General features: G+C 70.7%; 17 protein-coding genes. 7 read left to right on the top strand and 10 right to left on the bottom strand.

The window, feature by feature from the left end; translation table 11 throughout:
- Window positions 1–292: 292 nt before the first annotated feature.
- From OG625_RS15130 to OG625_RS15120, 3 genes are all read right to left on the bottom strand, one after another.
- A complete protein-coding gene (locus tag OG625_RS15130) occupies window positions 293–1,732 on the bottom strand; it encodes an FtsW/RodA/SpoVE family cell cycle protein (protein ID WP_329380557.1) in 1,440 nt (479 codons plus the stop codon).
- A gap of 198 nt (window positions 1,733–1,930) precedes the next feature.
- Complete coding sequence (locus OG625_RS15125; RefSeq protein ID WP_329380554.1) at window positions 1,931–2,392, bottom strand: DUF6234 family protein; 462 nt, start codon at window positions 2,390–2,392, stop codon at window positions 1,931–1,933.
- A gap of 231 nt (window positions 2,393–2,623) precedes the next feature.
- A complete protein-coding gene (locus OG625_RS15120) occupies window positions 2,624–3,091 on the bottom strand; it encodes a hypothetical protein (protein WP_329380551.1) in 468 nt (155 codons plus the stop codon).
- 256 nt (window positions 3,092–3,347) lie between these two features.
- Between OG625_RS15120 and groES the strand changes: the two genes are divergently transcribed.
- Together groES and groL are read left to right on the top strand one after the other, a co-directional pair.
- A complete protein-coding gene (gene groES, locus OG625_RS15115; RefSeq protein ID WP_008739621.1) occupies window positions 3,348–3,656 on the top strand; it encodes a co-chaperone GroES in 309 nt (102 codons plus the stop codon).
- A gap of 133 nt (window positions 3,657–3,789) precedes the next feature.
- The gene (gene groL / locus OG625_RS15110; protein WP_329380548.1) at window positions 3,790–5,418 is read left to right on the top strand and encodes a chaperonin GroEL; all 1,629 of its coding nucleotides are present in this window, start codon (window positions 3,790–3,792) and stop codon (window positions 5,416–5,418) included.
- A gap of 75 nt (window positions 5,419–5,493) precedes the next feature.
- On the opposite strand, the gene OG625_RS15105 is transcribed toward groL, so the two are convergent.
- The 3 genes from OG625_RS15105 to OG625_RS15095 all read right to left on the bottom strand — a co-directional run bounded on the left by OG625_RS15105 (window position 5,494) and on the right by OG625_RS15095 (window position 7,741).
- The gene (locus OG625_RS15105) at window positions 5,494–6,183 is read right to left on the bottom strand and encodes an ester cyclase (RefSeq protein WP_329380545.1); all 690 of its coding nucleotides are present in this window, start codon (window positions 6,181–6,183) and stop codon (window positions 5,494–5,496) included.
- A gap of 66 nt (window positions 6,184–6,249) precedes the next feature.
- Window positions 6,250–7,023 (bottom strand): SDR family NAD(P)-dependent oxidoreductase, encoded by a 774-nt coding sequence (locus OG625_RS15100; protein ID WP_329380542.1) that lies wholly within the window; start codon window positions 7,021–7,023, stop codon window positions 6,250–6,252.
- A gap of 31 nt (window positions 7,024–7,054) precedes the next feature.
- Window positions 7,055–7,741, bottom strand: a complete 687-nt coding sequence (locus OG625_RS15095; RefSeq protein WP_329390692.1) for an MOSC domain-containing protein — start codon at window positions 7,739–7,741, stop codon at window positions 7,055–7,057.
- A gap of 88 nt (window positions 7,742–7,829) precedes the next feature.
- Between OG625_RS15095 and OG625_RS15090 the strand changes: the two genes are divergently transcribed.
- Complete coding sequence (locus tag OG625_RS15090) at window positions 7,830–8,729, top strand: LysR family transcriptional regulator (RefSeq protein ID WP_329380539.1); 900 nt, start codon at window positions 7,830–7,832, stop codon at window positions 8,727–8,729.
- A 190-nt stretch (window positions 8,730–8,919) separates the two neighbouring features.
- Here the strand turns inward: OG625_RS15090 and OG625_RS15085 are convergent, their stop codons facing one another.
- Entirely contained in the window at window positions 8,920–9,246 is a 327-nt protein-coding gene (locus OG625_RS15085) for a WhiB family transcriptional regulator (RefSeq protein ID WP_030027725.1), read from the bottom strand.
- A gap of 379 nt (window positions 9,247–9,625) precedes the next feature.
- Here OG625_RS15085 and OG625_RS15080 point away from each other — a divergent pair, with 379 nt between their 5' ends.
- The 4 genes from OG625_RS15080 (at window position 9,626) to OG625_RS15065 (ending at window position 14,104) form a co-directional block, all read left to right on the top strand.
- The gene (locus tag OG625_RS15080; RefSeq protein WP_003948568.1) at window positions 9,626–10,237 is read left to right on the top strand and encodes a response regulator transcription factor; all 612 of its coding nucleotides are present in this window, start codon (window positions 9,626–9,628) and stop codon (window positions 10,235–10,237) included.
- 280 nt (window positions 10,238–10,517) lie between these two features.
- Window positions 10,518–11,147, top strand: coding sequence for a sigma-70 family RNA polymerase sigma factor (locus OG625_RS15075; RefSeq protein ID WP_329380534.1), 630 nt, complete (start codon window positions 10,518–10,520; stop codon window positions 11,145–11,147).
- 139 nt (window positions 11,148–11,286) lie between these two features.
- Window positions 11,287–12,786 carry an IMP dehydrogenase gene (gene guaB / locus OG625_RS15070; RefSeq protein ID WP_329380531.1) on the top strand — a complete coding sequence of 500 codons (1,500 nt, stop codon included), beginning with the start codon at window positions 11,287–11,289 and terminating at the stop codon, window positions 12,784–12,786.
- A gap of 193 nt (window positions 12,787–12,979) precedes the next feature.
- Window positions 12,980–14,104 (top strand): GuaB3 family IMP dehydrogenase-related protein, encoded by a 1,125-nt coding sequence (locus OG625_RS15065; protein ID WP_123079988.1) that lies wholly within the window; start codon window positions 12,980–12,982, stop codon window positions 14,102–14,104.
- 64 nt (window positions 14,105–14,168) lie between these two features.
- On the opposite strand, the gene OG625_RS15060 is transcribed toward OG625_RS15065, so the two are convergent.
- The 3 genes from OG625_RS15060 to OG625_RS15050 form a co-directional block, all read right to left on the bottom strand.
- On the bottom strand, window positions 14,169–15,965 hold the full coding sequence (locus OG625_RS15060; RefSeq protein WP_329380525.1) for a M16 family metallopeptidase: 1,797 nt from the start codon (window positions 15,963–15,965) through the stop codon (window positions 14,169–14,171).
- 7 nt (window positions 15,966–15,972) lie between these two features.
- The gene (locus tag OG625_RS15055; protein ID WP_329380523.1) at window positions 15,973–16,938 is read right to left on the bottom strand and encodes a hypothetical protein; all 966 of its coding nucleotides are present in this window, start codon (window positions 16,936–16,938) and stop codon (window positions 15,973–15,975) included.
- 147 nt (window positions 16,939–17,085) lie between these two features.
- Window positions 17,086–17,562: a hypothetical protein gene (locus tag OG625_RS15050; RefSeq protein ID WP_329380520.1), complete on the bottom strand. Its 477-nt coding sequence runs from the start codon at window positions 17,560–17,562 to the stop codon at window positions 17,086–17,088.
- Window positions 17,563–17,575 lie beyond the last annotated feature (13 nt).

Raw genomic sequence — 17,575 nt, 5'->3', positions numbered from 1 at the left:
GGCTGGCCGCCTGCCCGGTTCAGAGCCGGGGCTGACGGGCCCGGGCTGGGGCCTGCCCCCTACCGGAGCAGGGTCGGACATTCCTGGCCGCCCCGCCCTTTGTCTTCTGGCCCGGCCCGTTCTTTTGGGGGGTTCCCGGCAGTCTTCGTTTTTCCGTGGCGGGACGGTCTGTCAAGGGCGGCCGAAGGCCGTCGCGCAGCGACGCGAACGCAGTGAGCGCCCTTGACAGGGCGGCCCGACGCGGAAGGACGATGAGACTGACGGGAAACCCCCAAGCCTTCTCTGATTCCGGTCAGTGAAGGCCCCGCCAACCCCCGACCCCGCCCGACCCCGCCCCGACCCCGGCCCCCACCGGCGTGATCGTGGTTTCCGCCGGGCCTCTGGCGTCCGCTTCGCGTTGGCGTTCCGCGCTGTCGCTGATGCGGAGGAGGAGGGCGATCATGATCCAGTTGGCCAGGAGGGACGAGCCGCCCTTCGCCAGGAACGGGAGCGCCTTGCCCGTCAGGGGGATCAGGCCCGTGACGCCGCCCGCCACCACGAAGACCTGCAGGGCCAGCGCCGAGGCCAGGCCCACCGCCAGGAGTTTGCCGAAGGGGTCGCGGGCGCCGAGGGCCATGCGCAGGCCGCGCTGTACGAGGAGGGCGTAGAGGAGGAGGACGGCCATGACGCCGGCCAGGCCCAGTTCCTCGCCGACGGTGGTGAGGATGAAGTCGCTGCGGCCGGCGAACGCGATGAGCTCCGGGTGGCCCATGCCGAGGCCGGTGCCGGTGATGCCGCCCGTGCCGAAGCTGAAGAGGGCCTGGGCCGACTGGTCCGAGGTGATGCCGGGCGGGCGGACCTCCCAGTAGTACGAGAGCGGGTTGAGCCACGCAGCCACGCGCGCCTTGACGTGGGGTTCGGTGGAGCCGACGGCGAAGGCGCCCACGGCCGCCATGAACAGACCGCACACGATCCAGCTCGTGCGCTCGGTGGCCACGTACAGCATCACCACGAAGACGCCGAAGAAAATCAGCGAGGTGCCGAGGTCGCGCTCGAAGACCAGCACCAGCATCGAGACGATCCACACGGTGATGATCGGGCCGAGCTGGCGCATGGGCGGGAGGCGGATGCCGAGGAACTTGCGGCCCGTCAGGGCGAGGGAGTCGCGGTGGATGACCAGGTAGCCGGCGAAGAAGATCGCGATCATGATCTTCACGAACTCGCCGGGCTGGAGTGAGAAGCCGAAGAGTTTGATCCAGCGCTTCGCGCCGTAGGTGTCCGCGCCGAAGAAGGCCGGTGCGATCAGGAGGACGAGAGCGACCGCCATCGTGATGTAGATGAAGCGTTGGAGGAGGCGGTGGTCGCGCAGGAGTGCCAGTACCAGCAGGCACGCCGCGACGCCGACCACCGTCCACAGCAGCTGCCCGGGCGCGTTGGCGTCCGAGTTGTACCGCTCGATGTACCCCTGGTCGAGGCGGTGCAGCAGCACCAGCCCGAGCCCGGTCAGCAGCATGGCGAGCGGGAAGATCAGCGGGTCCGCGCAGGCCGCGAAGCGGCGCACGCCCAAGTGCCCCACCAGCGACAGCAGGGTCATGCTGATGGTGAAGCCGGCGAGGTTGGGCGGCAGCTCGTCGTTCATGGCGAGGCCCGCGGCGGCGTGGCCGAAGACGGCGATGACGATGACGAAGACGAGGAGCAGCGCCTCGGTACGGCGGCGCGCGCCGGCCGAGGTGACGGGTTTCAGTCCACGCACGGGATGCCGCCACCGGCAGTCGGGGCAGTCGGGGCAGCCGGGGTCGAGGGTGAAGGCGCCTCGGGCGGTGTGGTCGGGGATCCGGATGCCTTCGGTCCGATCTGGTCGGCAATGAGGCGCTTTATCTTCATATCATCTACGACGTTGATGTCCTCCTGATGGTTCCTCGCGGCTCCTGCCGAAGCCGTACGGCTCGGGTCAGCCCCCGGGGCACTCGCTGTTGTCGCCGCCGCTGCGGCACTGGCGGCTCGGCTCGGTGGAGGCGGGGTCCGGCCGGGTCTCCCGGGGGTGGGTGGCCTCGTACGAGGCGCTCGCCATGATCAGCATCAGTCCGAGCAGCAGCACGGAGGCCAGGCCGTGCACGGCCGTGCCGAACGGGGCGCGCCGACTGCGGAACCCGAGGGCGGCCAGCGTGGCGACCGCGCACAGGATGCCGACGAAGAGGAACACCTCGGCGGTGAGGGGGATGCCCTGCCACTGGTGGGCGGAGCTTTCGATGGGTTCGAGCAGCCCGAACTCCGTGGCGGAGGCGTAGAGGAGGCCGAGGGCCAGTACGAGGGTCAGGCCCGCGCCGGTGATCAGGGCCAGGACGAGGTCCGCTCCCCAGTGCAGGGGCGCGCGGTCGCGCCCTGGCGTGGGTGGTGCCGAGTCGTTCGTCATGCCCCGCAGTGTCCCGCCGGGGGCGGCTTCGCCGCCTGAGTACGGGTACTCAGCTCAGCGGCGGTGCGGCGGGGCGGCCGGGCGGCGGTGTGGCGGTGTGGCAGCCGCGGGCGGCGGTGCGGCGGTGCGGCGGGGGCTGCGCCTCGGCTCCTGGGGCTCCGCCCCAGACCCCGCGCCTCAATCGCCGGCGGGGCTGGCTTTCGGCTGATGCTGCCTGTCGGGTGCGGCTCCTCAAACGCCGACCGGCCTGGAAGGTGGCCTGGCTCGGCCCCGTACGGCCGCGGTCGCCGCCCGGATCGGGAAGATCAGGGCGAGTGTCCCGACGGCCCCCGGGCCCAGCCAGACCAGCACGTTCGTCCGTACGGCCGTACCGGCGCCCGGGCCGCCGACGACGACGGACACCGGCCCGGTCGGCCGGGCTTCGAACACGGTGTCGACCTCCACGCTCGCGAGGGTGAACGAGCCGTCGGCCGCCGTGAAGCTCCCCGCGCAGGTGAGGGCCCGCTCGCCCGCCTGGTACGGGGCCTCCCGGCAGTGCTCCGCCCGGAAGCTGCCCTCCACCCCGGTCAGCTGGGTCACCAGTCGCGGCACGGCGCCGTACAGCAGGTAGGTCCCGGCCGCGAGGCCGACGGCGATCGGGAGCGCGCGCCGCCACCGCACGCGCGAGCCGTCCGGGCGGCCCGGGCTGGTCGTGGTCATGGTGTGAGCGTAATGATCCCGAACGCGTGTACGCCCTGGTTTTCGGGGTTCGGGGGCGCGATCCGCGCAACGCCCGACGGCGAGAATTGGCACTCCGCTTGACCGAGTGCTAATCGCCGGAATAGTGTCACATCTGGCACTCGCCCCTGGTGAGTGCCAACACAGCGACAGGCAGATCCGGCACCCGCGACGACGGATCGACCTGGTCGCCACCTCAGACAGTTAACCCCGGATCTCCGAAGGGGGAGGTCGGATCGTGACGACCACCAGCTCCAAGGTTGCCATCAAGCCGCTTGAGGACCGCATTGTGGTCCAGCCGCTCGACGCCGAGCAGACCACGGCCTCTGGCCTGGTCATCCCGGACACCGCGAAGGAGAAGCCCCAGGAGGGCGTCGTCCTTGCCGTGGGCCCGGGTCGCTTCGAGGACGGCCAGCGTCTCCCGCTGGACGTCACCGTCGGCGACGTCGTCCTGTACTCCAAGTACGGCGGCACCGAAGTGAAGTACAACGGCGAGGAGTACCTCGTCCTCTCGGCCCGCGACGTGCTCGCGATCGTCGAGAAGTAAGTCACTTCTCCAGTTTTGCTTTGAGCTACGCCCCTGGTCACCCCTGCTGATGCCGGGCGGCGAGGGGCGTAGTTCGTTCTAGGCGGTCGCGGTGAGCGGCCGGGGATCGCAACGAGAGGGCTGAACCGCTCCCATGCCGAAGATTCTTAAGTTTGACGAGGACGCCCGTCGCGCCCTCGAGCGCGGCGTCAACAAGCTTGCCGACACGGTCAAGGTGACGATCGGCCCCAAGGGCCGCAACGTCGTCATCGACAAGAAGTTCGGCGCTCCCACCATCACCAACGACGGTGTCACCATCGCCCGCGAGGTCGAGCTGGACGACCCGTACGAGAACCTGGGCGCCCAGCTCGTGAAGGAGGTGGCGACCAAGACCAACGACATCGCGGGTGACGGCACCACCACCGCCACCGTGCTGGCCCAGGCGCTGGTCCGCGAGGGTCTGCGCAACGTCGCCGCCGGCGCTTCCCCGGCCGCCCTGAAGAAGGGCATCGACGCCGCGGTCAAGGCCGTGTCCGAGGAGCTCCTCGCGACCGCCCGCCCGATCGAGGACAAGTCCGACATCGCCGCCGTGGCCGCGCTCTCCGCGCAGGACCAGCAGGTCGGCGAGCTCATCGCCGAGGCGATGGACAAGGTCGGCAAGGACGGTGTCATCACCGTCGAGGAGTCCAACGCCTTCGGCCTGGAGCTGGAGTTCACCGAGGGCATGGCCTTCGACAAGGGCTACCTGTCCCCGTACATGGTCTCGGACCAGGAGCGTATGGAGGCCATCCTCGATGACCCGTACATCCTGATCAACCAGGGCAAGATCTCGTCCATCCAGGACCTGCTGCCGCTGCTGGAGAAGGTCATCCAGGCCGGCGGCTCCCGCCCGCTGCTGATCATCGCCGAGGACGTCGAGGGCGAGGCGCTCTCCACCCTCGTCGTCAACAAGATCCGCGGCACCTTCAACGCGGTCGCCGTCAAGGCTCCGGGCTTCGGTGACCGTCGCAAGGCGATGCTCCAGGACATGGCCACCCTCACCGGTGCCACCGTCATCGCCGAGGAGGTCGGCCTCAAGCTCGACCAGGCCGGTCTGGACGTACTGGGCTCCGCCCGCCGCGTCACCATCTCCAAGGACGACACGACCATCGTCGACGGTGGCGGCAGCCACGAGGAAGTCGTCGGTCGCGTCAACCAGATCAAGGCCGAGATCGAGTCCACCGACTCGGACTGGGACCGCGAGAAGCTGCAGGAGCGTCTGGCGAAGCTCGCCGGCGGCGTCTGCGTCATCAAGGTCGGCGCCGCGACCGAGGTGGAGCTCAAGGAGAAGAAGCACCGCCTCGAGGACGCCATCTCGGCGACCCGCGCCGCGGTCGAGGAGGGCATCGTCTCCGGCGGTGGCTCCGCGCTCGTCCACGCCGTCAAGGTCCTCGAGGGCAACCTCGGCCTGTCGGGCGACGAGGCCACCGGTGTCGCGGTCGTGCGCCGCGCCGCCGTCGAGCCGCTGCGCTGGATCGCCGAGAACGCCGGCCTCGAGGGTTACGTCATCACCTCGAAGGTCGCCGAGCTCGACAAGGGCCAGGGCTTCAACGCCGCCACCGGCGAGTACGGCGACCTGGTCAAGGCCGGCGTCATCGACCCGGTGAAGGTCACCCGTTCCGCGCTGGAGAACGCCGCCTCCATCGCCTCCCTGCTGCTCACGACCGAGACCCTGGTCGTCGAGAAGCCGGCCGAGGACGAGGGCGACGCCGGTCACGGCCACGGTCACGGCCACAGCCACTGATCGCGCCACGCATGGGGAAGGCCCCGCTCCGCATCTGCGGAGCGGGGCCTTCCCGTGTCTGGGGGCTCTGGGCGGCTACATGGCGCCCAGTTGGCGCATCAGGCCCATGGCGTCGTAGTGCCACCAGCCTTCCTTGATCATTCCGTCCTGACATCGGAAGACCGTCGTGCCGGTCATTGTGCAGGTCTTGCCGGTCGGGGCGATGCCCATGAACTCGCCCTTGTGCTTGCCGGTCCAGGTCCACAGGGTGGTGACGTAGTCGTCCTGTGCCATCTGGGCGTCCCGCGTGAAGGTGAAGTCGAAGGCGCCCCGCCACATCCCCACGTCCTCGCGCATGCCCGCGGGCCCGATCTTGTCCTCGGGGTTGCTGATGTCGTGGTCGCGGTAGTCCGACGCGAAGATCTGCTCGGCGACGGACATGTCGCCCTTCATCGCGAGCTCGTCGTACATCCGGTTCACCATCAGGGTGTTGAGGTGCTCGTCGCGGACGACGTCGAGGTTGGTGAAGGTGGGCATCCCGTCGCAGAGGGCCACCATCTCCTTGAACATTCGGTCCGTCTCCGGGAGGCTCGAGTTCTTCATGGCCTCTTCGTACGAGGGGAACTCGACCACGTCGACGTAGTGGTTCTCGGACTCGCGGTCCTTGCCCACCATGCTGTGGGTCACCGTGCGCTTCCCCTGGCTCTGCGCGACGTACTTGTCGAGGAGCGCGTTCAGGGCCTCGGGTTGCTTGGTCTCGTAATCGACTATCTGTACGAATGTCATGGTTGTCTCCCGGGCTGGATGGGGCACATCCAGTTTAGGGAGAGTTCGCCCATTCGGCCCGGTTTGTCACTGGGGTCCGTACTTGCGCCCCGTACGCGAGGACACCCCGCCCAGCAGCCCGCGCGGGGTCAGCTTCACCACGCCCATCAGCGCCTTGTAGCGGGGGTCCGGGATCGAGACCGTCTTGCCCCGCGCCAGGTCGGCCAGGGCGGCGGCCACCAGCTTGTCGGCGTCCAGCCACATCCAGCCCGGGATGTTGTCCGTGCCCATGCCGGCGCGCTCGTGGAACTCCGTCCGGACGAAGCCCGGGCACAGCGCCATCAGCCGCACCCCGGAACCGGCCAGGTCCTTCGCGGCGCCCTGGGTGAACTGCACGACCCAGGCCTTGCTCGCCCCGTAGGTGCCGCGCGGAACGAAGGCCGCGACCGAGGCCACGTTGATCACGCCGCCGCGGCCGCGCGAGCGCATCGACTCGGTGGCGGCCGAGGTCAGCCGCAGCACCGCCTCGACGTGCACCTTCAGCATTGTCAGCTCGTCGGCCATGGAGACTTCGAGGTAGCGGCCCTTGTTGCCGAAGCCCGCGTTGTTGACCAGCAGGTCGACCGGGTGCTTGCGGTCGCCGAGGCGCGCCTCGACGGCCTCGATGCCCTCCTCCGTGGAGAGGTCGGCGGTGAGCACCTCGGCCTCGATGCCGTGCCGGTCGTGCAGTTCGGTGGCCTGCTCGCCGAGCCGCTTGGTGTCGCGCGCCACGAGCACGAGGTTGTGCCCCTGGGCGGCGAGCCGCCGGGCGAAGGCGGCGCCGATGCCCGCAGTGGATCCCGTAATCAACGCAGTCGTCATAGGCGCAACCTAGCGGCCCCGGATGACGGCTCTACTTCGCCCCGTTGTCCGCCCCGTACTTCTCCACGTGCTTCCGCACCCGCTCGTGCGCCTCCGGCTCCATCGCGGCGCCGGCGGCGAGAGTGCGCGGCAGCAGGTCGCGCTCGGTGGTGAAGGCGCGGAACCAGAGGGAAACCGTCACGTCGTGGTCCGGGCGGTGGAGGATCTCGATCGGGTCGCCGGGGGAGACCCGGCCCTCCTCGATCACCCTCAGGTACGCGCCCGGCCGGCCGGCCTGGGTGAACCGCTTCACCCAGGAGCTCTCGCCGAGCGCCCCCTGGAAGGTCCGGCACGGGATGCGGGCCGAGGCCACTTCGAGCACGAGGTCCGCGCCGACCCGCCAGCGCTCGCCGAGCAGCGCGTCGTTCACGTCGACGCCGGAGGTGGTGAAGTTCTCGCCGAAGAGCCCGGCGGGCAGCTCGCGGCCCAGCTCGCGCTCCCAGCGGTCGAGGTCCTCGCGGGCGTACGCGTACACGGCCTGGTGGTCCCCGCCGTGGTGGCGGCGGTTGCAGACGGCGTCACCCTCCAGGCCGCTGCCGTGGCCCGTGGCCTTGGGGCCGGGGGCGAAGACGCGGACCGGCCCGGGGGCCGGGCGCTTGCCGTGGCCCGTCAGCCCGTCTTCTGCGTCGGTGTAGTCGACGGCCGTCGCGCGGCCGAGGTTCACGGAGAGGAGATGCATGGGGCCCATGCGGACACGCTAACCGAACGGCCCCAAAGCGTCACGGGGATATTCGCGCGACGGTCAAAGCCGGCCTTATGCTCAAGGTGTGATCGAGGCTCGTCATCTCCGAGTTCTGCGCGCTGTCGCCGGAACCGGGTCCTTTTCCGCCGCCGCCCGCGAACTGGGCTGCACCCAGCCGGCCGTGTCCCAGCAGATGAAGGCGCTGGAGCAGTCGGCCGGCACCCCGCTGCTCATCCGCACCGGCCGCGAGATGCGGCTGACCCAGGCCGGTGAGGCCCTGGTCCGGCACGCCGCCGGGATCCTGGCCGGGCTGACGGCGGCCGAGGAGGAGGTCGCGGCCATCGCGGGGCTGCGCGCGGGCCGGGTCCGGCTCGTGTCCTTCCCCAGTGGCAGCTCCACGCTGGTGCCGACCGCCCTCGCGGCGATGCGGGCCGAACACCCGGGCACCCGGATCTCCCTGGTCGAGGCCGAGCCCCCGCGCTCGGTGGAGATGCTGCGCGAGGGCGACTGCGACCTGGCGCTGGCCTTCCGGTACGGCGGGTCGGCCGGGTCGGCCGCCGAGTGGGAGGACCTGGTGGTGCGGCCCCTGCTCACCGACCGGCTCGTCGGGCTGGTTCCCGAGGGGCACCGGCTGGCCGGGGCCGAGCGGGTGGGCATGGCGGAGCTGGCCGACGAGCCCTGGATCGCGGGCTGCCCGCGCTGCCGCCGCCATCTGGTGGAGGTGTGCGAGGGCGCGGGCTTCACCCCGCGCATCGACTTCGCCACCGACGACTACCCGGCGGTGGTGGGCCTCGTGGGCGCCGGGCTGGGCGTGGCGGTGCTGCCGGAGCTCGCGGTGGAGTCCGTACGCGCCAAGGGCGTGTCCACGCTGGCCGTGGAGCCGGCCGTCGAGCGGGAGGTCGTGGCGCTGACCCTGCCCGACCTGGCCAGGGTGCCGGCCGTGGCCGCGACCCTGGCCGAGCTGGAGCGGGCGGCCAGGCGCTGACCGCCGCGCGCCGGCCGCCACGCGCCGGCCGTACGCACGCGGATGCGCTGCGTACGGCCGAACGCGTGACGTGCGGCCGCGAGTCGCGACACGCCCGGGCGGGGGCGGTCTTTCGGAGGGGGCGTGGCGGAATCGGTGGATCCGCCCGATTCGAAGAAACGTTCCTTCGGACGTTTCGTCTCGTGGGCCGTCAGTGCGGCGCGATCGGTCCGATCGCACTCGACGCGGGGATCAGGCGATGCCGGGCGCGGCCCATCAGTTCCTCGCGCTCGTCCTCGGTGAGGCCGCCCCACACCCCGTAGGGCTCGCGGACGGCGAGTGCGTGCGCGGCGCATTCCGAACGCACCGGGCATCTCATGCAGACCTCTTTAGCCGAGGCCTCGCGCGCGCTCCTGGCCGCGCCCCGCTCACCTTCCGGGTGGAAGAAGAGGGAGCTGTCGACCCCGCGGCAGGCGGCGAGCAGCTGCCAGTCCCACAGGTCGGCGTTCGGTCCGGGGAGGCGGGAGAAATCTGCCATTGGGAGTCCTCTTGGTGCCGGTACTGAGGCGGATACGGTCCATGTCTCCACACCTACTGTCGTAGTAGATGTAAATATGACTCATTGGGAATCTAGCCTCAGACATGCGCCAAAGGGAAGGAAAGCCGCCAAATAGGGCATAGCTCCAGATGGAGGACAGATGGCTTGTGGCGCCCGTGTCGTGATCGGTTCCTCACGTAGAGTGCCGAAGGTGTCCGTCCGACCCGTAACTCTTTCGAGTGACCATCGTTGAGAGTGCGAAGGCGGTTGAACCAAGAAGTTCCCGGACAGGTGTCCGAGGACATCGACCGCACAGGTGACGATACGTACCAGCCTGGAGGCTCAAGGTGACGCGCATCAGCAGCTGCGGAGGGCGGTCATGACTTCCGTCCTCGTCTGCGACGACTCCCCGCTTGCCCGAGAGGCGCTCCGTCGCGCGGTTGCCACCGTGCCCGGCGTCGAGCGTGTGACGACGGCTGCCAACGGCGAGGAAGTCCTCCGCCGCTGGGGTGCCGACCGCTCCGATCTGATTCTGATGGATGTACGGATGCCCGGGCTCGGCGGTGTGGAGACGGTGCGCCGTCTCCTCTCGGCCGACCCCGGCGCCCGCATCATCATGCTGACGGTCGCCGAGGACCTGGACGGCGTGGCCCTCGCGGTCGCCGCCGGCGCCCGGGGCTATCTGCACAAGGACGCCTCGCGCGCCGAACTGCGGGCCACGGTCACCCAGGCACTCGCCGATCCGACCTGGCGACTGGCCCCGCGCCGGCTCCGCTCGGCCGAGATGGGCGCCGCGCCCACGCTCACCGCGCGCGAGATCCAGGTGCTGGAGGGCATGAGCCACGGCCGGTCCAACGCGGAGATCGGGCGCGAGCTCTTCCTCTCCGAGGACACGGTCAAGACCCACGCCCGCCGGCTGTTCAAGAAGCTCGGCGCCTCGGACCGCGCGCACGCCGTGGCGCTCGGGTTCCGCTGGGGTCTGGTGCGCTGACTCGACCCGACGACCGACGATCGTGAGCCCCGCCGTACCCGGTGCGCACCCGGGGGTTGGCGGGGCACAATCCGGGGGACGTGTCGCTTCGTGCGCGATGCCGCATCCTTGAGGGTGTGCCGCATTCTTGGAAATGTGGGGTTCCCGTCCTCGGGGACCATTCGGCCGAGCGGGAGGGGAGGGCGCAAGCATGAGTTCAGGCGCACCCGCTCATAACGCTTCGACGCATGAAACGGGCCGCGGTGCCACGGAAGCCCCGGCACCAAGGCACCATGGATTGATGCGCGACGACGAGACCCCGGGGTCCCCCGCGGTCACAGGCTCCACCGGTGCTGCCAAGGGTGGCAGTGCCGGGGGCGTCAGCGCGCTCGTTCGCCGGGCCGTGGAGGGCGACGAGCAGGCCACGCACGATCTGCTCGCCTTCGTGCACCCGCTCGCGATCCGCTACTGCCGGACCCGGCTCTCACGGCTCCCGGGTGACGCTCGTCACTTCGTCGAGGACCTGGCGCAGGAGGTCTGCGTCGCCGTCCTGATGGCACTGCCGCGCTACCGGGACACCGGGCGGCCCTTCGAGGCCTTCGTCTTCGCCATCGCCGCGCACAAGGTCGCCGACCTGCAGCGGGCCGCCATGCGGCATCCGGGCAGCACGGCCGTGCCCTCCGACGAGATGCCCGAGCGGCCCGATGACTCGCTGGGGCCCGAGGAGCGGGCGCTGCTGAGCAGTGACGCCGCGTGGGCCAAGAAGCTGCTGGCCAACCTGCCGGAGAACCAGCGCGAGCTCCTCGTGCTGCGGGTGGCCGTCGGGCTGACCGCGGAGGAGACCGGGCAGATGCTCGGCATGTCCCCCGGGGCGGTGCGGGTGGCCCAGCACCGGGCGCTCAGCCGGCTCCGCGCGCTCGCCGAGCAGTAGCCCCCCCGCCCCCCCTCAGCCTGTCGTTTCGCCGTAGGAAACTACGAAACTTCTGGTTGACCTTGGTCGTGGAATGAGACGCCTCGGGATCCCGTTAGCATGGACATCCGCGCTGAGCAAGACCATTTGGGAAGGTGTCATGACCGCCGACGGAGTGCCCGACAAATTCGCCACGCTCGGACTGACCTACGACGACGTGCTGCTTCTGCCGGGCGCGTCGGACATGTCGCCTGACGCGATCGACACCTCCTCCCTCATCTCGCGCAACGTGCGCGTGAACGTCCCGCTCCTGTCCGCCGCCATGGACAAGGTCACCGAGGCCCGCATGGCCATCGCGATGGCCCGCCAGGGCGGCGTCGGCGTTCTGCACCGCAACCTTTCCATCGCCGACCAGGCCAACCAGGTCGACCTGGTCAAGCGCTCCGAGTCCGGCATGGTCACCGACCCGATCACGGTGCACCCGGACGCGACCCTGCGCGAGGCCGACCAGCTCTGCGCGAAGTTCCGCATCTCCGGCGTCCCGGTCACCGACCCGGCGGGCAAACTGCTGGGCATCGTCACCAACCGTGACATGGCATTCGAGTCGGACCGCAGCCGCCAGGTGCGCGAGGTCATGACCCCGATGCCGCTGGTCACGGGCAAGGTCGGCATCACCGGCGTCGACGCCATGGAGCTGCTGCGCCGCCACAAGATCGAGAAGCTTCCGCTGGTCGACGAGGCGGGCATCCTCAAGGGCCTCATCACGGTCAAGGACTTCGTCAAGGCCGAGAAGTACCCGAACGCCGCCAAGGACAAGGAGGGCCGGCTGCTCGTCGGCGCCGCCGTCGGTGTCGCCGGTGACGCGTACGAGCGCGCCCAGGCCCTGATCGAGGCGGGCGCCGACTTCATCGTCGTCGACACCGCCCACGGCCACTCCCGGCTGGTCGGCGACATGGTCTCCAAGATCAAGTCGAACTCCGGCGTCGACGTCATCGGCGGCAACGTCGCCACGCGCGACGGCGCCCAGGCGCTCATCGACGCCGGCTGCGACGGCATCAAGGTGGGCGTCGGCCCGGGCTCCATCTGCACCACCCGCGTCGTCGCCGGCATCGGCGTCCCGCAGGTCACCGCGATCTACGAGGCCTCGCTCGCCGCGAAGGCGGCCGGCGTCCCGGTCATCGGCGACGGCGGCCTGCAGTACTCCGGCGACATCGCGAAGGCCCTGGTCGCGGGCGCCGACACGGTGATGCTCGGCTCGCTGCTCGCGGGCTGCGAGGAGTCCCCGGGCGAGCTGCTCTTCATCAACGGCAAGCAGTTCAAGTCGTACCGCGGCATGGGCTCGCTCGGCGCGATGCAGTCCCGCGGGGAGCAGAAGTCCTTCTCCAAGGACCGCTACTTCCAGGAGGGCGTGGGCGGCGACGACAAGCTCATCCCCGAGGGCATCGAGGGCCAGGTGCCGTACCGCGGCCCGCTCTCGGCCGTCGTGCACCAGCTCGTCGGCGGCCTGCGCCAGTCGATGTTCTACGTCGGCGGACGCACGGTGCCGGAGCTGCAGGACCGGGGCCGCTTCGTCCGGATCACCTCGGCGGGCCTCAAGGAGAGCCACCCGCACGACATCCAGATGACGGTGGAAGCACCGAACTACTCCCGTAAGGGGTAGCAGGTTCGCTGAGGGGCGGGTCCGGTGTGGTTTGGCCGGGGCCGCCCTTTGGCGTGTCCGGGGGCGCTGCCCCCGGGGCCCCGCGCCTCAAGCGCCGGCGAGGCTGGATCAGTCCGTACAGCGGTCACCGGAACGCGGGCCGCCGGGGTTCGGGGATACTGGACGGGCAGACCCAGAGGAAAGGCCACCACACGTGACTGAGATCGAGATCGGGCGCGGCAAGCGCGGCCGCAGGGCGTACGCGTTCGACGACATCGCCATCGTCCCGAGCCGGCGTACCCGGGACCCGAAGGAGGTCTCGATCGCCTGGCAGATCGACGCGTACCGCTTCGAGCTCCCCTTCCTGGCCGCCCCCATGGACTCGGTCGTCTCCCCGCAGACCGCGATCCGCATCGGCGAGCTCGGCGGCCTCGGCGTGCTGAACCTCGAAGGCCTGTGGACCCGGTACGAGGACCCGCAGCCGCTGCTCGACGAGATCGCGGAGCTCGACGAGGAGACCGCCACCCGCCGTCTCCAGGAGATCTACTCCGCCCCGATCCAGGCGGACCTGATCCGGCAGCGCATCAAGGAGGTGCGCGACTCTGGCGTCGTCACCGCCGCCGCGCTCTCCCCGCAGCGCACGGCCGAGTTCTCCAAGGCCGTCGTCGACGCCGGCGTGGACATCTTCGTGATCCGCGGCACCACCGTGTCCGCCGAGCACGTCTCGGGCGCCGCCGAGCCGCTGAACCTCAAGCAGTTCATCTACGAGCTCGACGTCCCCGTCATCGTGGGCGGCTGCGCCACCTACACGGCTGCCCTGCACCTGATGCGCACCGGCGCGGCGGGCGTGCTGGTCGGCTTCGGCGGCGGCGCCGCGCACACCACGCGCAACGTGCTCGGCATCCAGGTCCCGATGGCCACCGCCGTCGCGGACGTGGCCGCGGCGCGCCGCGACTACATGGACGAGTCCGGCGGCCGCTACGTGCACGTCATCGCCGACGGCGGCGTGGGCTGGTCGGGCGACATCCCGAAGGCCGTCGCCTGCGGCGCGGACGCCGTGATGATGGGCTCCCCGCTGGCCCGTGCCACCGACGCGCCCGGCAAGGGAAACCACTGGGGCATGGAGGCCGTCCACGAGGACGTGCCGCGCGGCAAGAAGGTCGACCTCGGCACGGTCGGCACCACCGAGGAGATCCTCACCGGCCCGTCGCACTCCCCGGACGGCTCGATGAACATCTTCGGCGCGCTGCGCCGCTCGATGGCCACCACCGGCTACAGCGAGCTCAAGGAGTTCCAGCGGGTCGAGGTCACGGTCGCGGACTCGCAGCACAGCCGCTGATCGTTCTTCCGTACGTACGCCGAAGGGCCGGCACCCGGGTGGGGTGCCGGCCCTTCGGCGTGTCTCAACCCTTGCCCTTGTGGCGGTGGCGCAGCAGCAGGAGCCAGGGGACGATCGGCATCAGGCAGACGACGCCGAAGCCGATCACGCTGTTCCAGTCGGGCCCGGCGGGGGTGAGCTCCGGATCGGTCTCGCCGATCACGAGCAGGGCGAAGACGACCGTCACGAACCCGGAGATCAGACCCAGCAGCCACAGCAGGAACGTGACCCCCGAGCTGCGGGTGGTCTGCGGCGCGGCTGCCGCGGCCTTGCGGGGCTGCGGGATGCGGGCGGGGTCGCGGGGCGGCATGCGGACCACCGCGGCGGGCGGGACACCCACGTCCACGGGGGCCAGTTGGGCGCCGGTGATGCCGTACAGGGTCGGCTCCAGGGTGAGGCTGAAGCCGTCGTGGCCGACGAGGTGGCGGGCGCCGTCCGGGAAGGCGTGTATCAGGGAGCACTCGGCGTACCGGACGGTGACCTGGTTGTTCGGGCCGACCAGGCTGACGCCGTCGTCCCCCACGAGCAGGGCGACCTTCCGGTCCTCCAGCGAGGTGTAGCGCCGTCCGGTGACGGTGTCCGTGGAGGTGGTGGGGGCCGAGGTGAGCCCCGCCCAGTCCAGCTCCCGGCCGGGCACCTGCACGAGGGCGCCCGCCCACAGCTCGCGCGCGACCTCGTGGAGATCGGCGACCGTGACCGCCTCGATCTCGGCCCGCGCCTCGGCGACGGTGAGGTCGCGGTGGCGCATCAGCAGGTTCATGGCCTGGTTCGGGAGCTTGCCCGCGGCGAGCTCGGGGACGTCGAACTGGGCCAGCGCGGAAGTTCGTACGGCTTCCAGGTCGGCGTGCTCGATGCCGCCGGCCCGGAGCTTCGCCAGGACGTCGACGAAGGCGCCGACCATCGCGTCCTGCTTCTCGGGGAGCGCGTCGGCGTACGCGATGACGGTCGCGTGGTCGGTGTCGCGCGGGCAGTACTCGGCGGCGGCCGTGTAGGAGTAGCCGCCCTTCTGGCGCAGGGCGCGGAACAACTCCTTGCCCAGGATCTCGGTCAGCAGCCCGGCCTTGGTCGAGCGGGGCAGGACCGAGGTGAGGACCATCCCGCCCTCGTCCCCGCGGAAGTAGGCGGGGGTGGTGGGCAGCGCGGAGCTCGCCTCGGGGGTGGGGAGCCACTCGCCGGTGGGCAGGGTGAGGTCGAGGCCCTCGGGGAGGACGTCGCTGGTGATCCACAGGACCGCGTTCTCGGCGGTGAAGCGGGTCCCGGCCCAGTTGCGGACGTCGTCGGCGCTGATCCCGTGCAGGCCGGCCTCGGCGTAGTCGGTGAGGCCGTAGGAGCGGGAGCCGTAGCGCCACAGGGCCATGCCGTGGCCCGGCCCGTGGCCGCGCCCGGCGGCCTCGGTGCGCAGGATCTCCTTCTCGGTCTCCAGCCGGTCCGTGGGCAGGTCGCGCAGGGCGGCGCAGACTCCGTTGAGGTACTCGACCACGTCGGCAGGGGTGCCGGTGACGTGGAAGTGGGTGTACGTGGCGGCGGTGGCTCCGTTGTAGTGCAGGTCGCTCAGGCCGTGCCGGTACAGGGCGAGGTGCTCGACCAGGTGGGTGATCCCGCTGGTGGCGAGGGTCTCGTCGGCGCGGCCGACGCGGAAGAACAGGCCCGCGGTGACGGGGCCGGAGCGCGGGGCGAGGAGTGTGCGGATGCCGTTGACGGTGGTGTGGGTGATGCCGTCGGCGTCGGTGGTGCCGCTCGCGCCGGGGCTGTCCGGGCCGGCGATGTCCGGGCCGGCGATGTCCGGGCTGGTGGTGTCCGGGCCGGTGGTCTCGATGTCCATGTGGTGCTCAGCCCTTCGCCAGTGCGGTCTTGCGGTGGCGCACGAACGCGGCCTCGTGGTTGTTGCTCAGGTAGCCCCACGGGAACTCGCTGGCGTTGTTGCCGAGGGCGCGGAAGTGGGGAGCAGCCTCGGCGTGCCGGCCGGCGGCGGAGTGCGCGGCGGCGAAGGCGCTGTGGGCGCCGACGGCCTGGTGGGCCTCGGCGCGGAAGGCGGGGTGCAGGACGGACCTGGCCGCGGCGTCGAGCAGCCGCGCGTGGTTGTCCGGTTCACGCAAGTACGCTTCCGCGCTCGCCTTGTTCTGCTTCTCCGACAGCTCCAGGTACTGCTCCATCTGGGCCACGGCGACCAGCGCCCCGTTGGGCCGGCCCTCCGGAGCCTCGGCCGCGCACTGCCGGGCGAAGCCGTGGGCGGCCTCCCAGCTGCCGCCCCACTTGGGGCAGATCTGCTGGAGCAGCTGCGACTGGCCGCTGTAGTGGTGCGGGTGGTGCTCGGTGAGCCGGTCGTACCGGCGACGCGTCTCGCTCAGGCCCAGCTGGAGGCCGCGGGAGGTGATGACGCGCAGGTACCAGGCCAGGGCGTACTCGGGGTACTCGGCGCAGACGTCGATCAGCAGGAGCTCGGCGCGCCGCAAGTAGGCGTGGAAGTCGCGGAACTGGTCCTGTGACACGTGCTCGGCCCGGTGGCCGGAGCGGATGGCCCAGCCGATCTGGATCAGCCGGTCGGCGAGGAGGGTCCGTGCCAGCGGATCGCGCGGCCTGCGGTCGACCTGAGCCTGAAGGAAGGTTTCGGCTCCGTCCGTCTCGGCGACGACCCTGCCGGCCAGGGCCCGGTCGTCCTCGGAGTAGAGGGATTCGAGACCGATGTGGACGGCGTCCCAGTCCCTCCGGCGCACGGCTTCGCGCAGTGTGGCGAGGGAGGGGATGCGGTCGACGGGTTCGAACACGGGCCGACCGGGAGGAGGAAGAGCAGACACGCGCGGATCATATGATCGCTCCGATGCGTTGCAACAGGGAATCGAGGTCTCTGTTTGGCGACGCATCGGATCGCGTCGTGCCTGCTCAGCGCCCTTTTTTGGGGTGAAGCGGGCGGAATTGCTCCGCCGGTCGCGGGGTCGCGAACGTTAGTCGGAGACCTTCTTGGCCGCACCGAAGGCGACGAAGCCGCCGATGGCGAGGAAGAGGAAGGACATCGCGTCCACGCTCTCCTTCCAGATGTCGTTCAGCGCGCCGACGCCGGCCTCGCTGAGGACCTCGCCCACGCCGACGTTGCCGAACTCGGCGAGCGCGAGCGCGATGAAGGTGAGCTGGCCGAGGTAGACGGCGCCGAGCGAGAGCACGGCGGCGATCACGGGCAGGATCGGGTTGCGGCCGCCGATCTTGCCGGCGGCGAGGCCGACGAGCAGGCCGACCCCGGCCGCGGCGTAGCCGATCTCGCGGTCGATGGCGTTCATGATGTAGCCGTACGCACCGGCCGAGACCAGGGCCGCGACGACGGCGGCGACGATGCCGAGGCCGAGGTTGCCGGTGCGGGCCGGGGCCGGGGCGGCGGGCGCCTCGGTGAAGGAGTCGGGCGCCGGAGGCTGGAAGTTCTGGCTCATGGAGATCCCCCCC

Origin of the sequence: Streptomyces sp. NBC_01351, assembly GCF_036237315.1 — a bacterium.
In the GTDB taxonomy this organism is placed as follows: domain Bacteria; phylum Actinomycetota; class Actinomycetes; order Streptomycetales; family Streptomycetaceae; genus Streptomyces.
The sequence above is the reverse complement of the archived record's forward strand: the minus strand, read 5'-3'. Positions and strand labels throughout refer to the sequence as shown.

Bases quoted from the DNA above. Each gene is read 5' to 3' on its own strand.
- OG625_RS15080 (WP_003948568.1), top strand. From the start codon at position 9,626: ATGACTTCCGTCCTCGTCTGCGACGACTCCCCGCTTGCCCGAGAGGCG.
- OG625_RS15050 (WP_329380520.1), bottom strand. From the start codon at position 17,562: ATGAGCCAGAACTTCCAGCCTCCGGCGCCCGACTCCTTCACCGAGGCG.
- OG625_RS15105 (WP_329380545.1), bottom strand. From the start codon at position 6,183: ATGACATTCGTACAGATAGTCGATTACGAGACCAAGCAACCCGAGGCC.
- OG625_RS15100 (WP_329380542.1), bottom strand. From the start codon at position 7,023: ATGACGACTGCGTTGATTACGGGATCCACTGCGGGCATCGGCGCCGCC.
- OG625_RS15075 (WP_329380534.1), top strand. From the start codon at position 10,518: ATGCGCGACGACGAGACCCCGGGGTCCCCCGCGGTCACAGGCTCCACC.
- OG625_RS15085 (WP_030027725.1), bottom strand. From the start codon at position 9,246: ATGGCAGATTTCTCCCGCCTCCCCGGACCGAACGCCGACCTGTGGGAC.
- groL (WP_329380548.1), top strand. From the start codon at position 3,790: ATGCCGAAGATTCTTAAGTTTGACGAGGACGCCCGTCGCGCCCTCGAG.
- OG625_RS15060 (WP_329380525.1), bottom strand. From the start codon at position 15,965: ATGGACATCGAGACCACCGGCCCGGACACCACCAGCCCGGACATCGCC.
- OG625_RS15125 (WP_329380554.1), bottom strand. From the start codon at position 2,392: ATGACGAACGACTCGGCACCACCCACGCCAGGGCGCGACCGCGCGCCC.
- OG625_RS15120 (WP_329380551.1), bottom strand. From the start codon at position 3,091: ATGACCACGACCAGCCCGGGCCGCCCGGACGGCTCGCGCGTGCGGTGG.
- OG625_RS15095 (WP_329390692.1), bottom strand. From the start codon at position 7,741: ATGCATCTCCTCTCCGTGAACCTCGGCCGCGCGACGGCCGTCGACTAC.
- guaB (WP_329380531.1), top strand. From the start codon at position 11,287: ATGACCGCCGACGGAGTGCCCGACAAATTCGCCACGCTCGGACTGACC.